Raw genomic sequence first — 14,532 nt, 5'->3', positions numbered from 1 at the left:
CGGACAAGGAGCTGGAGCTGGCTGAAGCCCTCGCCAAGAAGCTCGGCACCCAGCTGATCTACTTCGTGCCGCGCGACAACATCGTGCAGCACGCCGAGCTGCGCCGCATGACCGTTCTGGAATACGCGCCGGAGTCGGTCCAGGCCAACCACTACCGTAACCTGGCGACCAAGATCCACGGCAATGCCGGCAAGGGCATCATCCCGACCCCGATCACGATGGACGAGCTCGAGGACATGCTGATGGAGCACGGCATCATGAAGGCGGTCGACGAGAGCCAGATCGGAAAGACTGCCGCCGAACTCGCCGCAACGGCTTAAGCAGTCTTGGTACCGGCCTTCCTCCCGTCGGGAGGCCGGTACCTCTTCTTCGAACTCTCATCGGCCTCGATAGGAGATCGCGCCATGACCATCGCAATCGTCGACACGTCGCATGCCGCCGCGGTGAACCTGCAAGCACCGCTCGCCTTCGAGGACGACAAGCGGCATCATGGCCGGCAGATCTACCGCCTGCTCACAGGGAACGACCCAGCCGAGGCGGTGATCGACGACGACTTCAACTTCGACCGCCACGTGATCGCATCGATCCTCGCAGTCTCGGCGATGGAGCATGGCGCGCTCGCTGAGCGCGCAGGGCTTTCGACCGTCGAGCTGATCGCGCTGCTGGCGCAGTTGTTTCCCGCCGCCGCGATCGATTCGACCTGGCTGCCGATCAACGGCGCAGCTCCAGCTCCCGATGACGACGAGATCGCGATGGTGCGCGATCTGCTGACGGCGCAGCGCTCGACCGATGGCGACGTCAGCCGCTGGCTCGCGGCGATGGTCGCTCGGCGCGCAATGGAGCCGAACCATCTCTGGGAAGACCTCGGCTTGCGCGAGCGTTCCGAATTGTCACGGCTGCTGATGCGCCATTTCGGGCCGCTGGCCAGTCGGAACACTCGAAACATGCGCTGGAAGCGCTTCTTCTACCGCATGCTGTGCGAGGACGACGGCTTCGTCATGTGCACGACGCCGGTCTGCACCCAATGCAACGATTTCGCGCTCTGCTTTGGCGAGGAGAGCGGTGAGAGCCGGATGGCCGAGCGGCGCCGCGAGGTGGCGCTGCAGGAGGCGGCCAACGCCGCCATGTAAGTCAAGGACTGCGACGATGTTGATGGACCCCCTGCTTGGATCTCCCTGCAACTCCGACCATGGACGCTGTCCCGAAGCGGAGACCTGCGAGGCTGGCGAGGCCCTGATGCGCCGCTGCGAGGACGCGCTGCGGCTGGCCGGTTTGCGCCCGACCCAGCAGCGCCAGCAGCTCAGCCGCATCCTGTTCGGCAATGGCAACCGTCACATCACCGCCGACGTGCTCTATGCGGAGGCGGTTGCGACCGGCATGAAGATCTCGCAGGCGACCATCTACAATACGCTCAATCAGTTTGTGGAGCTCGGTCTGCTCAGGCAGATCGGCGTCGACGGCTCCCGGTCGTTCTTCGACACCAACACCACGGTGCATCCGCACTTCTTCTACGAGGACGAGGGCGAGCTCGTCGACGTGCCGGAGGTCGTCGCGTTCGAGCAACTGCCTGAGCCGCTGCCGGGCTATGCCATGGAGCGGATCGACGTCGTCATTCACTTGCGCCGCAGCCGCCACGGCTGAGGCGCGCCATCGCGTCGATCGCAAGTCTTTCCATCTCCGGCACGTCCGATTTCCGACCCTGTTACAAAGCCGACAATCTCGGTCGTTCGGAAAACACACGCAAATTCATGCGATTAAAGCGATGGTCGGCCCTGGCATGGCCGTTGCTGAGTGACTGACAGGCCGTGGATGGAGCGTCGAGCTCTGGCGGTCGACACAGGTTGCGACGGAGCAAGTGAATGCCTGACGTCCTCGGACCGCGCGGGCCCAAGAATGGCATCAGGAATGCCCGGGATGCCGGCTCTGCTCCCGGGAGCAAGAATATTGGGAGGTCGAGGTCCGGGAGCCCGATGCCCCGGGTCATCCTGAACGACACCACGCTCCGCGACGGTGAGCAGGCTCCGGGCGTCGCTTTTGCCCTCGGAGAGAAGGTCGCGATTGCCCGCGCGCTGGCGCGAGCCGGCGTACCCGAGATCGAAGCCGGGACACCTGCGATGGGCGCGGACGAGATTGCCGCCATCCGCGCGATCGTGGAGGCCCGTCTGCCGGCCACCATCATCGGCTGGTGCCGGATGCGCGAGGCGGATGTCGATGCCGCCATCGCCGCGGGCGTCTCGATGGTCAATGTCTCCATCCCGACATCGGACGTGCAGATCGCGGCCAAGCTCGGCGGTGGCCGCAGCGTTGCGCTGGAGCTGCTCAAGCGCGTGGTCGGCTATGCAAGGGGCCGCGGACTGGACGTTGCGGTCGGTGGTGAGGATTCCTCACGCGCAGATGTTGGTTTTCTCGCTGAGGTGATCGCGACCGCAAAGGCGCTCGGCGCACGGCGCTTCCGCGTCGCCGATACCTTGAGCGTGCTCGATCCGGATGCGACATCGGCGCTGGTCGGAGCCTTGCGCGCGACCACGGACCTGGAGATCGAGTTTCACGGCCATGACGATCTCGGCCTTGCCACCGCTAACACGCTCGCGGCAGTGAAGGCCGGCGCGACGCACGCGTCGGTGACGGTCATTGGCCTCGGCGAACGAGCCGGCAACGCGCCGCTGGAGGAGGTCGCGGTGGCGCTGCGGCAGCTCTACCGCCGCGAGACCGGTATCGTGCTCGCTGAGCTCGATCATGTCGCCAATGTCGTCGCGGCCGCTGCGGCGCGCGCTATCCCGCTCAACAAGGCGATCGTCGGCGAGCATGTCTTCACCCACGAGTCGGGTATTCACGTCGACGGCCTGCTGAAGGATCAGCGGACCTACCAGGCGCTCGATCCCATGCTGTTCGGCCGTTCGAACCGGATCGTGATCGGCAAGCATTCGGGACTGTCGGCGATCACCTCGCTGCTCTCGGATCTGCGCCTGCCGGCGAGCGCCGATCAGGCCCAGCGCATCCTGGCGCGCGTGCGCAAGCATGCGGTCGCTCACAAGGGGCCCGTGCCGAAGGAAGCCGTTGCCGCCATCTGGCGCGAAGTCTGTGATCACCCGCATGCGAGCTTTGCCTGATCATGACCGACATCGTGGACAACCCGATTGCCAAGCCCGTCGCCGCAGAGGCGAGCCCGCCCTCGCTGTTCCGCCTGATCCGCGAGGACATCGGCTGCGTCCGCTCGCGAGATCCCGCTGCGCGCGGCGAGATCGAGACCTTGCTGACCTATCCCGGCATTCACGCGCTGATCTGGCACCGCCTCGCGCATCGGCTGTGGATCCGCGGCTGGCGATTTCCGGCGCGGCTGTTGTCATGGCTCGCACGTTTCCTGTCGAACGTCGACATTCATCCCGCCGCTCAGATCGGCCATCGCTTCTTCATCGACCACGGCGCCTGCGTCGTCATCGGGGAGACGGCCGAGGTCGGCGACGACGTGACGCTCTATCACGGCGTCACCCTGGGCGGAACGTCGTGGTCCCCAGGCAAACGGCATCCGACACTTGAGAATGGCGTCGTCGTCGGCGCCGGCGCCAAGATCCTCGGGCCGATCACGATTGGCCAGCGCACCCGGGTCGGCGCCAACTCCGTCGTCATCCAGAGCACGCCGCCGGATGTCACCGTGGTCGGCATCCCGGCCAAGGTGGTGCGGCCGGAGTTCACGCATCGCCGCACCGTCGGCCGCATCGATCTGGATCATCACCTCATGCCTGATCCGGTCGGCGAGGCGCTGTCGGTGATGCTCGACCGCATCGAGTTCCTCGAAGCGCAGCTCGCGCATGTCCGGCAGAAGGTGCGCCAGGGACCACCGCCGCCGGCGCCGATCAATGGCTGCGAGGTTGATCCGACTTTGACTCAAGGAGCGAAGCAATGACTGCGGCAATACCGAATGTGCTCGAGCAACTGAAGCAGACGTCAGCGGCCGAAGAGTTCTTCAAGCTGCTCGGTGTCGACTACGATCCCAAGGTCCTGAATGTCTGCCGTCTGCACATCCTCAGGCGGATGGGCCAGTATCTGGTCAACGAGGATTTCTCGGACGTCTCCAACGAGGAGATCGCAACCCGCTGTAAATCCTTTCTGGAGCAGGCCTATCAGGACTTCGTCGAGTCCACCCCGCTCGACCAGCGTGTCTTCAAAGTGCTCAAGGAAGCCGTCGCTCCGCCGAAGCCGGCGCCCAAGCCGTTCGTCTCGCTGACGACGCTCAAGTAGCAGACGAACTCATCATGACATGCGCAAGCGCCGCCGGGCTCTGCCGGCGGCGCTCTTGTTTCGAGCGAGCTGAGCGAATCGAAGTCCTGTCGTATTCCCGACGCGTGTTGCTTGCGACGTGTCGGACCTCTGCAGGTCTTCTCAGCAGAATTTCAAGTGCCCGGCGCAAGGCGTTGAAACGGCGACGATAATCATCGCGACTGAAACTGGTACGACAATTGCTGTCCTCATGGCAGGCCCTACACCGGAGAGATCGCATGCATATCGTCGTCTGCATCAAGCAGGTCCCGGACTCCGCGCAGATCCGCGTCCATCCGGTGACCAACACCATCATGCGCCAGGGCGTGCCGACCATCATCAATCCCTACGACCTGTTTGCACTCGAAGCCGCTCTGCAGTTGCGCGACAAGTTCGGCGGCGAGGTGACCGTGCTGACGATGGGGCCGCCGTCCGCCGAGGATTCGCTGCGCCGGGCGCTGACCTACGGCGCCGATCGCGCCGTGCTGCTGACCGACCGCTTCTTTGCCGGCGCCGACACGCTGGCGACGACCTATGCGCTTGCGACCGCCATCCGCAAGATCAGCGACACCTTCGGCGCGCCCGATATCGTGTTCACCGGCAAGCAGACCATCGACGGCGACACTGCCCAGGTGGGGCCTGGCATCGCCAAGCGCCTTGGCCTGCTGCAGCTGACCTATGTGGCCAAGATCAATGAGGTCGATCCAGCCGCGCGCACGATCGAGGCCGAGCGCCGGTCGGAAGGCGGTGTGCAGGTGCTCAAGACAAAGCTGCCCTGCCTGGTGACGATGCTCGAGGCGACCAACGAGATCCGCCGCGGCGCCATGGCGGACGCGCTGCGCGCCGCGCGGGCGCAGATCGTGACCTGGAGCGCCAAGGACGCCGGAGTCGAGGATATCTCGAAGTGCGGCCTGAAGGGCTCGCCGACCATTGTGAAGCGCGTGTTCGCTCCGTCGCCGCGAGCCGAGAAGGCAACCTTCGTCGACTTCGCCAATCGTCCGCCGGCGGAGGCGCTGATCGAGGAGCTGTTCAAGCGTCAGCCCAAGCTCGAGGCTGAGCTGATCTCATCCGCGCACGGCTTCTGACCTCGCCATTTGACACCGCCTTTTGAACGATCAACGGGACGACGACCATGAGCGAACCCACCAAAGCACCGCCCGCCGCTGCCGGTCGCGCCGCGACCAAGAAGGAGCTGCCGGAACACTTCAAGGCCTACAAGCACGTCTGGGTGTTCATCGAGCAGGAGCGCGGGCAGGTTCATCCCGTCTCCTGGGAGCTGATGGGAGCGGGCCGTCAGCTCGCCGACAAGCTGAAGGTCGATCTTGCGGCCGTCGTGATCGGACCGCCTGGAGAGGCTGTGCAGCATGCCGCGGCTGAGTCTTTCTGCTACGGCGCCGATCTTGCCTATATCGTCGCCGATGAGGTCCTCGCCGATTATCGCAACGAGGCCTACACCAAGGCGCTGACGGACACGGTCAACACCTTCAAGCCGGAGATCCTGCTGCTGGGCGCCACCACGCTCGGGCGCGACCTCGCCGGCTCGGTCGCGACGACGCTGCTGACGGGTCTCACTGCCGATTGCACCGCGCTCGACGTCGACGCGGACGGCTCGCTGGCGGCGACGCGCCCGACCTTCGGCGGCTCGCTGCTGTGCACGATCTACACCCTGAACTACCGGCCGCAGATGGCGACGGTGCGCCCGCGCGTGATGCCGATGCCGGAGCGGATCGAAAAGCGGGCAACCCGGATCATCGAGCACAAGCTCGGCATGGTCGAGGAAGACATTGTCACCAAGGTGCTGTCCTTCATTCCGGACCGCGACTCCGCCAAGTCCAACCTCGCTTACGCCGATATCGTCGTCGCTGGCGGGTTGGGCCTGGGCTCGCCGGAGAACTTCCAGCTGGTCAAGGGTCTCGCCGCGGTGCTCGGCGCCGAGTTCGGCTGCTCGCGCCCGCTGGTGCAGAAAGGCTGGGTCACCTCGGACCGCCAGATCGGGCAGACCGGCAAGACCATCCGCCCGAAGCTCTACATTGCCGCCGGCATCTCCGGCGCGATCCAACATCGGGTGGGCGTCGAGGGCGCCGACCTGATCGTCGCCATCAACACCGACAAGAACGCGCCGATCTTCGACTTCGCGCATGTCGGCATCGTCACCGATGCGATCCGGCTGCTGCCGGCGCTGACGGAGGCGTTCCGCGCACGATTGTCGCCGCATTCGCGCGACCGCATCGCAAGCTAGGCACCAGAGGAGCAGGGCAATGATCGAGGAACGTTTCGACGCGATCGTCGTGGGCGCCGGCATGGCCGGCAATGCGGCTGCGCTGACCATGGCCAAGCGCGGCATGAAGGTGCTGCAGCTCGAGCGCGGCGAGTATTCGGGCTCGAAGAACGTGCAGGGCGCGATCCTCTACGCCGACATGCTGGAGAAGCTGATTCCCGAGTTCCGCGAGGAAGCGCCGCTGGAGCGGCACCTCGTCGAGCAGCGCTTCTGGATGCTCGACGACAAGTCGCATGTCGGCCTGCACTACAAGTCGGACGATTTCAACGAGGAGAAGCCGAACCGCTACACCATCATCCGCGCGCAGTTCGACAAGTGGTTTTCCTCCAAGGTCAAGGAAGCCGGCGCGACCGTGCTGTGCGAGACCACGGTGACGGAGCTGGCGCAGGACGCCTACGGCAAGGTCATCGGTGTCAAGACCGACCGTCGCGACGGTGAGATCCATGCCGACGTGGTCGTGCTCGCCGAAGGCGTCAACGGCCTGCTGGGCACCCGCGCGGGCTTGCGCGATCGGCCGAAGCCGGAAAACGTGGCGCTGGCGGTCAAGGAGATGCACTTCCTGCCGCGCGAGACGATCGAGGCGCGCTTCAACCTCAAGGGCGACGAGGGCGCGGTCATCGAGGCCGCCGGCACGATCTCCCGCGGCATGACGGGCATGGGCTTCATCTACTCCAACAAGGAATGCATCTCGCTCGGCATCGGCTGTCTCGTGTCCGACTTCCAGAAGACCGGTGAGACGCCCTATGGCCTGCTCGAGCGCTTCAAGCAGCATCCGTCGGTGGCGCCGCTGATCGAGGGCTCCGAGGTCAAGGAGTACTCGGCGCATCTGATCCCCGAAGGCGGCTACAATGCGATCCCGCAGCTCTGCGGCGATGGCTGGGTCGTGGTCGGCGATGCCGCCCAGCTCAACAACGCGATCCACCGCGAGGGCTCCAACCTCGCCATGACCTCGGGCCGCATCGCGGCCGAGGCGATCTTCCAGGTGAAGTCGCGCCGCGATCCAATGACCAAGGAGAACCTCGCGCTCTACAAGAAGATGCTCGAGGAGTCCTTCGTCATCAAGGACCTGAAGAAGTACAAGGACATGCCGGCGCTGCTGCACAATCAGTCGCAGAACTTCTTCCTGACCTATCCGCAGCTCGTCTCCAAGGCGATGCAGAACTTCGTGCGCGTCGACGGCACGCCGAAGAAGGAGAAGGAGAGCAGCATGCTGCGCTCCTTCGTGAATGCGAGGTCGTGGACGGGGCTGTTCGGCGATGCCTTCAAGTTTGCCCGGGCTTGGCGCTAATCAGTGAATGAACCAAGCAGTTGAAGCGAAGGGAGATCAGAGATGAGCACGGATGTCGCGGTGCGGGTCGAAGACAAGCTGTTCTACAATCGCTACCAGGTCGATCCCGGCCGGGCCCATATCAAGGTCCGTCCACATACGACGCCGAGCCCGCAGCTGAAGGCGCTGCTCAAGGCCTGCCCGGCGCGCTGCTATGAGCTGAATGACTCGGGCCAGGTCGAGATCACCGTCGACGGCTGCATCGAATGCGGCACCTGCCGGGTGATCGGCGAGGCCAGCGGCGACATCGAATGGAGCTATCCGCGCGGCGGCTATGGCGTGCTGTTCAAGTTCGGCTGAATGATGCGGGGGCAATTCGGCGCATGTCAGGCGGGATGCGCCGTGCTCCTAAATGCTATATCGTGATTGATATAGGTCATTGAACTCGCGCGCCTGTTCTGCTTTCATCGGGCCGCAGCAACGATGCTGCTGAAAGATGAGGAGCGGCACGTGAAGCTGAGCGCACGGAATGTCTTGCCGGGAACGGTGATCTCGGTGTCCAAGGGAGCAACGACCGCCCACGTCAAGGTGGAGCTCGCTCCAGGACTGACGGTGTTCTCGGCCATCACGAACGAGGCGGTCGAGGAGCTCGCACTCGCCGTTGGCGACCGTGTCTCGGCCGTGATCAAGTCGTCCGACGTGATGATTGGCAAATAGCTGCCTGTGATGGCGGGAGCCGTCTGTGTGCCTCAGCCGGCACTCGCCGACTGTGAGCTCAGCGTCAGCCACCAGGCGTCCATCGCGGAGCGCGACGGCGGCAGCAATGTGCCGAAGTCACCCGTGAAATCCCGCCAATCCGACATGCATTTCTGCGGCACGGCGGTCAGCACCGGGATTCCGGATGTGATCGCGTCGGCCAGCTCGCCGCGCAATCCGCTTCCCGACGCCTCCTGCTTGGAGAATTTGTTGATGACGATGAGATCGGCATGGGCCGCGATGGCGCGATGAACGGCCATGCCGGCTTCGGCGAGGCCGGCGGCATCGAGCTTGCACGCCGTGGAGCCGCTGCCGAGGTCCTGGCAGATCGAGATCGTGTCGCCATTGGTGAGGTCGATGACGTCCATTCCGCTCTTGCGCCCGACCTCGTCCCTGGTGTTGCGCTGAACGATGCCGCCGACGCGCACGCCGCGTTGCTGGAGACCCTGGACGAAATCATCCAGCAGGGTGTCGGCATCGTCGCCGGGTCCATAGAGAACGGCGGCCAGGCGGGGCGGGGCGGGCTCTGCCGGCTCGGGGTGTTGATGCAGCGTCATGGAGTGACCTCAGGCGGCTGCCGCCATTCCGCTCGGCCGGCCAGAGCATGCTGGGCCGGCGCTCGGACGCGCGCAGGACGCCGTAGATATATCGGGAATATGGCCTCGCGACCAAGAGGAGATCTCGCACGTGCCCACCACCGCCACCTCCCATGATCTGGAGGCGCTGCTTCGCGATGACGTTCCGTATGGCGACCTGACGACGGAGGCGCTCGGGATTGGCGCGGAGCCGGGCGAGATGCAGTTCTGCGCGCGCGACCGGATGGTGCTGGCGCTGGCGGAGGACGCGGCGGCACTGATCGAGCTGGCCGGCTGCCGTGTCGACCAGCTTGCCAGCAGCGGTACGGCGCTCGAAAAGGGAGCTTCGATCCTGCGGGCGCATGGATCCGCCGCCGGCTTGTTGCGGAGCTGGAAAGTGGCCCAGACGCTGATCGAGATCTGGTCAGGCGTCGCCACGGAGGCCGCCGCCATCGTGCGCGCCGCGCGTGCTGTGACGCCGGGGATCGCGGTGGCCTGCACGCGCAAGAACGTCCCAGGCACCAAGCAGTATGCCGTTGCCGCCGTGAAGGCGGGCGGGGCCGTCATGCACCGGCTCGGCCTGTCCGAGACCATCCTCGTCTTTCCCGAGCATCGGGCGCTTCTCGGCGATACGCCGCTCGCCGACATCGCCGAACGGTTGCGCCGCACCGCTCCCGAGAAGCGGCTGGTCATCGAGGTCACGACCATCGAGCACGCCGTGGCGGCTGCGGCGGCCGGCTTCGATGTCATCCAGGCGGAGAAATTCCCGCCCGCCGACATCGCAGCCCTTGTCCGGCGCATGAGAACGTTGGCGACCCTGCCGTTACGGCCGATCGTTGCGGCCGCCGGCGGCGTCAATGCGCAGAACGCGGCGGCCTATGCGGCGGCCGGCGCCGACGTGCTCGTCACCTCCGCCCCCTATCTCGCGCGTCCGTGCGACGTGCAGGTCAGGATCACGCGAGCGGCGGCTTGAGGCCGCGCATCGATCATTGCGGCGGCCGAGCCGCCGGCCGCTTCTGGCGGTTGGCGCGCCATTCGAGGAATTCGCGGAACAGCTTCGCGTCGGTCGACGCGCCCGGCTGCGGATCGCCGGCCTGGGCGTTGGCGCCCATCACCTGGGCGCCCGGCATGTTGCGCTCGAGCCAGTCCTGCGCCGTCTTGAACCGCGTCCAGCCGGCGACCGGCGCCAGCGGTGCCACTTCCAGCCATTTGGGGTGAAACGGCGGGCGCTGCAGGGCCTGAAGGTTGTTGAACAGCGCCTCGACCAGCAATGACAGCCGGCGGTGGCGATCGCTGCCGGGCTGCCAGTTATACGACGCGAGCAGCGCCTCGGCCGCGATCGTGTTCACCGGCGCGCCGCCGCTGACGAGATTCGGATAGTCCTCGGCCGACAACTGCGCCGGCAGATAATCGTCGCGCAGCGCCTTGTCGTAGTCGACCGGCACGAGGTGCAGGTTGGGATCGTTGATCTGGCTGAGCCATTGCAGCGGCTTGCCTTCGACCGCGATGATCGCGTCGATGTCGCCCCGGCGCAGCATGTCCACCGCCAGCCGCGGCTCGATGTACAGCAGATGCGGCCTGATCCCGAGCCGTTCGAACACGTTGATCGAGGTGACGAAGGTTCCGCCGTCGGGAAGGTCGACGGCAATGGTCTTGCCGTCGAGCTCGCTGAGGCTGGTGATGGACCTGGGCGCCACCACGTGCATTTCCTCGTTGAACAGCTTGGCGACATAGGCCAACTGCTCCCGCACATTGTTGGCGAAATCCTTGCGTTCGAGAAACGCGAGCGTGTCCTTGCGGATGATGCCGGCGTCGACGCCACGCAGCAGCAGGATGTCGGCCACCGACTGCACCGAGCCGCGGCCGATCACCGGCAGAACGCGCAGCTCCGCGCCCTTGTCCAGGATCGAAGCGAGGTCGGCGCCCATGTTGGCGTAGGTGCTGCCGAACGATCCGGTCATCAGCGTCACGGTGTTGGCGTTCAACTGGTTCGCCAGATCCTTCTTCGCCGTGCCATAACGAAAGATCGTCTTGAAGGAATCGCTCACGGTTCCAGGATCAATGCCGCTGCGGACCGGGCCGAAGCGCTGCCACTGGCCGCCGGTGAACTGCATCATCTGCATCTGCTCGAGCGGTGCATGGTCGTGGACGCTGGTGTTGATCGTGATGCCCGGCAGCAGCATCGGCAACTGCAGGCCTTTCAGGGAGGTCGCCTGCTTCATGATGTTCTCGCGCGACAGGTCGTCGCCGCATCTCTTCAAGACCGCGACCATCGTCTCGGCGACGATGTAGCCATAGATGGCCAGGCCGTTGCTGCGGGAGACCTGGGGGAGATAGCGGTCCATGAACGAGGCCCACTCACGGTGAGGCGGATCGTCGGTCGTTGCGGCGTCGTCGTCGTCGGTGAAGTAGTTCGCCGACAGGATGCCTTCCGAGTTCTGCGCACCGGCAGCCAGCATCACGGCAGATGCCGAATCCGACACCGAGGTGAGGAGGTGATCCGGACGCCAGCCGATCTCGGCGACACGCCGGATCGCCATGACTGCGAATTTGGGAGTTGTCACGTCGAGCAGGATGTCGGCGCCCGAGGCCTTCAGCGTCGCAATCTGCTGGTTGACATTGGCGTCGGTGACTTTGTAGCCGGCCTCGGCCACCACCGGGATCTTGCCGCCCAGACCATCCTTCAGGCCTTTGATGTAGTCCTTGCCGAAATCGTCATCCTGATAAAGGATCGCGATCTTCCCCCTCGTATGCGTCTCGAGCAGATATTGCGCGAAGATGTGCGCCTCGGTCTGGTAGCTCGGCTGAAATCCCATGGTCCAGGGAAAATCGTGCGGCTGGTCCCACTGGGAGGAGCCGGAGGCGACGAACAGTTGCGGCACCTTGTTGGCGTTCAGATAGGGGCGGGCGGCGAGGCTCGTGGCGGTGCCGAGGCTGGCAAACATCATGAGGACGTTGTCCTCCTCGACCAGCTTGCGCGTCATCTCGACGGTCTTCTGGGGATTGTAGCCGTCATCATAGGAGATGAAATTGATGCGCCGGCCATTGACGCCGCCTTCCGCGTTGATCTTGTTGAAATAGGCCGCAATCGTCTTGCCGATGACGCCATAGGCGAGAGCCGGGCCGCTATAGGGCATGGTGTTGCCGATGCGGATTTCACTGCCGGCTGCCGCGGCGGTGCGCGGCTGCGCGAGTTGCAGAGAGATCAGGAGGGCCAGGCCAAGCCCGGCGGCCTGACCGATCATCCCGACGCGACTCACCGGCCGATCCAACGGCAACAGGCCGCGGCTTCGTTCGGTGGCCACCCCGGCGCGAACCGCGTCGATGCCCTGCATCTCAATCCTCCCGTCGGTGGTTTGGCTTATGCGCGCAGGCCGTCGCGGCCGCCCGTGTTGCCGGGCGGTCCGGATCTTGGTCGAACGCTTCGTTTTTTGGCGGTGTCAGCGCGCTGCGGAGATGCGGCGACTGGCTTCCGGTGATCCTTGCTCCGCAGCCTTCAGATACCAGGCGCGGGCCTTCGCGGCGTCAGGGACGGCGCCGAGGAGACGCGACTTCGTCAGCTCGGTCGGGTCGTAGGTGCGCGCCAGCAGAAGCGATGCGTCGGCGATTCCCGCATCGGACAGCCGGGTCAGGATCAGGCGGGCGCTCGCCACGTCGCCTGCCGCCAGCAGATCGCGTCCGCGCTTCATCAGCGAATCGACTTCCTCGCGCGGCAGTGGAACGCTCGGGCGGGGCGTCGCGACGGGCGCAGCGGCCGGCGCCGCCGGCGGCGCTGTGACCATCGGCGGCGGCGATTGCGGAGCCGACGGCCAGCTGCGGCTCGTCATGTCGCTCGCGCTGGGCGCCGCCAGCGAAGCGACCGTCTGCGGTGGGTCGTCCTGGGCGACCTTGGCTTCGGCGGGGTCGATCTGGGCGAGACTCTCCAGCACCGTCGACGGCATGATCACGCTCTTGCCCGCCGGCGCGGCTCCGCCAGCGTCGAAGGAGACCATGTTGACGACGATCATGGCAACAGAGGCGGCAATGCCGACGGCCGCACCAATCTTGATGATGACGCCAACCCGCGACACCTTGTAGCTGTCTTCCGGCGGCAGCGGCATCACCACGGGATCGAGCTTCGCACTCCAGGCGCGCCGCACCTCCTCATCGTCGAGATCGACGGCCGGAGGTCGCGCCGGCAGGAAAGTTGGCCGCGCGATCAGATGATGCGGAAGTTGGCTGCCATCGGGAGCAGAATCGTATTCCGCCGAGCCGGCATCGGCTGGGCGCCGGCGCGGCGCGTATTTGCGAAGCTCTTCACTGGCCCAAGGCGGCGCCGGTTTGTCCGGATCGTTCTGAACTGGAGCACTCATCACTAGCCTCCTGTCTCCGGCGATCCGATCGTCGGAGAGAGCTTCAGGGCGTCAGGCATGCGCGGTCCAACCGATGATCGCATGTTGCGAGCCGGGAGGAAATGCACCAACGCTTGCGTCGCGACAGACAGGTCCGGTTTCCTTCCGACACACGCGCCACTGTTTTCGCGCGCCCTGGTCACAATCGATGTTGCTTGACTCTAAGCTGATCAATGTTCTTGGCGGGAAGCGTGAGTTGGTAAGGCTATTTGATGGAAATTTCCCGGCTGGCGCGGCGTCGGAATGCTCGCATGGCGCGAACCGGCCGGATGCTCTGCGGGTCTGCGGCAGAGTGCCTGGAGCATCTTGATACCGTGACGATTGCGACTTCTCCGTGCGCTCAGTGACTTAGCTTGACGAACGAGCGCAGTGCGGTCGGGAAAACCACAACCAAAACGAGAAGACGCTAAAAGCAAATGCGGCCGGACAGAGCCGGCCGCATTCACATATCCGGTCGGTTTCTACTCGGCCGCCAGCGCGACGGTCACACCAGCAGCCTCGATCGCCACGGCGACCGATTGAATGATGGCGGCGAAGCGGACGGCCGTCTGGATCGAGGCGGCGGGCACGCCCGCGTCCTGCAGGACCTTTTCGTGCGCGTCGATGCAGGTGCCGCAGCCGTTGATGGCAGAGACCGCCAGCGACCACAGCTCGAAGTCGGCCTTGTCCACCCCGGGATTGGCAATGACGTTCATCCGCAGCCGGGCCGGCATCGTCGCGTACTCCTTGTTCGAGGCAAGGTGCACAAAGCGGTAGTAGACGTTGTTCATGGCCATGATGGCGGCGGCGGACTTTGCCGCCGCCAGCGCCGCCGGCGCGAGATGGGCCGCGGCGACCGATTCCAGCGCCGCGGTCACCGTCGCATTGCGTGTGGCAATCGCGCATGCGACGAACAGGCCGTATTTGGCCTGCGCCGACAGCGTCTCGTCGGACGCCATCGACGACAGGTTGAGCCGGACGTCCTTGGCGAAATCGGGGATCTGGTCCTTCAACTGCTCGATCGACATG

Annotated in this window: 15 protein-coding genes and 1 pseudogene; 12 read left to right on the top strand and 4 right to left on the bottom strand. The window is 65.2% G+C overall.

The window, feature by feature from the left end:
• The 11 genes and pseudogenes from nifH to BRAO375_RS35515 all read left to right on the top strand — a co-directional run.
• A pseudogene (gene nifH / locus BRAO375_RS35565) lies at window positions 1-320 on the top strand (nitrogenase reductase); the annotation flags it as partial.
• Window positions 321-404: 84 nt separating this feature from the next.
• Complete coding sequence (locus BRAO375_RS35560) at window positions 405-1,130, top strand: nitrogen fixation protein NifQ (protein ID WP_009032262.1); 726 nt, start codon at window positions 405-407, stop codon at window positions 1,128-1,130.
• A gap of 16 nt (window positions 1,131-1,146) precedes the next feature.
• Window positions 1,147-1,641, top strand: coding sequence for an iron response transcriptional regulator IrrA (gene irrA / locus BRAO375_RS35555; protein WP_009032261.1), 495 nt, complete (start codon window positions 1,147-1,149; stop codon window positions 1,639-1,641).
• Window positions 1,642-1,970: 329 nt separating this feature from the next.
• Window positions 1,971-3,110: a homocitrate synthase gene (nifV, locus tag BRAO375_RS35550; RefSeq protein ID WP_009032260.1), complete on the top strand. Its 1,140-nt coding sequence runs from the start codon at window positions 1,971-1,973 to the stop codon at window positions 3,108-3,110.
• 2 nt (window positions 3,111-3,112) lie between these two features.
• Entirely contained in the window at window positions 3,113-3,904 is a 792-nt protein-coding gene (gene cysE, locus BRAO375_RS35545) for a serine O-acetyltransferase (RefSeq protein WP_009032259.1), read from the top strand.
• Window positions 3,901-4,239, top strand: a complete 339-nt coding sequence (gene nifW / locus BRAO375_RS35540; protein ID WP_009032258.1) for a nitrogenase stabilizing/protective protein NifW — start codon at window positions 3,901-3,903, stop codon at window positions 4,237-4,239. Before cysE ends, nifW begins: the two co-directional genes overlap by 4 nt.
• A gap of 257 nt (window positions 4,240-4,496) precedes the next feature.
• On the top strand, window positions 4,497-5,342 hold the full coding sequence (locus BRAO375_RS35535) for an electron transfer flavoprotein subunit beta/FixA family protein (protein ID WP_009032257.1): 846 nt from the start codon (window positions 4,497-4,499) through the stop codon (window positions 5,340-5,342).
• 47 nt (window positions 5,343-5,389) lie between these two features.
• Entirely contained in the window at window positions 5,390-6,496 is a 1,107-nt protein-coding gene (locus BRAO375_RS35530; protein ID WP_009032256.1) for an electron transfer flavoprotein subunit alpha/FixB family protein, read from the top strand.
• 19 nt (window positions 6,497-6,515) lie between these two features.
• Complete coding sequence (locus BRAO375_RS35525; RefSeq protein ID WP_009032255.1) at window positions 6,516-7,823, top strand: FAD-dependent oxidoreductase; 1,308 nt, start codon at window positions 6,516-6,518, stop codon at window positions 7,821-7,823.
• Between the two features lie 42 nt (window positions 7,824-7,865).
• Window positions 7,866-8,162 (top strand): ferredoxin family protein, encoded by a 297-nt coding sequence (locus tag BRAO375_RS35520; RefSeq protein ID WP_006609708.1) that lies wholly within the window; start codon window positions 7,866-7,868, stop codon window positions 8,160-8,162.
• A gap of 150 nt (window positions 8,163-8,312) precedes the next feature.
• Window positions 8,313-8,519: a TOBE domain-containing protein gene (locus tag BRAO375_RS35515; protein ID WP_009032254.1), complete on the top strand. Its 207-nt coding sequence runs from the start codon at window positions 8,313-8,315 to the stop codon at window positions 8,517-8,519.
• A 32-nt stretch (window positions 8,520-8,551) separates the two neighbouring features.
• Here the strand turns inward: BRAO375_RS35515 and BRAO375_RS35510 are convergent, their stop codons facing one another.
• Complete coding sequence (locus BRAO375_RS35510) at window positions 8,552-9,115, bottom strand: DUF2478 domain-containing protein (protein ID WP_009032253.1); 564 nt, start codon at window positions 9,113-9,115, stop codon at window positions 8,552-8,554.
• 130 nt (window positions 9,116-9,245) lie between these two features.
• Between BRAO375_RS35510 and modD the strand changes: the two genes are divergently transcribed.
• A complete protein-coding gene (gene modD / locus BRAO375_RS35505) occupies window positions 9,246-10,106 on the top strand; it encodes a ModD protein (protein ID WP_009032252.1) in 861 nt (286 codons plus the stop codon).
• Window positions 10,107-10,119: 13 nt separating this feature from the next.
• Here the strand turns inward: modD and BRAO375_RS35500 are convergent, their stop codons facing one another.
• From BRAO375_RS35500 to ahpD, 3 genes are all read right to left on the bottom strand, one after another.
• Complete coding sequence (locus BRAO375_RS35500; RefSeq protein WP_009032251.1) at window positions 10,120-12,468, bottom strand: ABC transporter substrate-binding protein; 2,349 nt, start codon at window positions 12,466-12,468, stop codon at window positions 10,120-10,122.
• 105 nt (window positions 12,469-12,573) lie between these two features.
• Window positions 12,574-13,485, bottom strand: a complete 912-nt coding sequence (locus BRAO375_RS35495) for an SEL1-like repeat protein (protein WP_009032250.1) — start codon at window positions 13,483-13,485, stop codon at window positions 12,574-12,576.
• Between the two features lie 500 nt (window positions 13,486-13,985).
• On the bottom strand, window positions 13,986-14,531 hold the full coding sequence (gene ahpD, locus BRAO375_RS35490; protein ID WP_009032248.1) for an alkylhydroperoxidase, AhpD family: 546 nt from the start codon (window positions 14,529-14,531) through the stop codon (window positions 13,986-13,988).
• Window position 14,532 lies beyond the last annotated feature (1 nt).

This window comes from Bradyrhizobium sp. ORS 375 (assembly GCF_000239775.1).
Lineage (GTDB): Bacteria > Pseudomonadota > Alphaproteobacteria > Rhizobiales > Xanthobacteraceae > Bradyrhizobium.
Note: the sequence above shows the minus strand (reverse complement) of the source record. Positions and strands in the feature narration are given on the sequence as shown.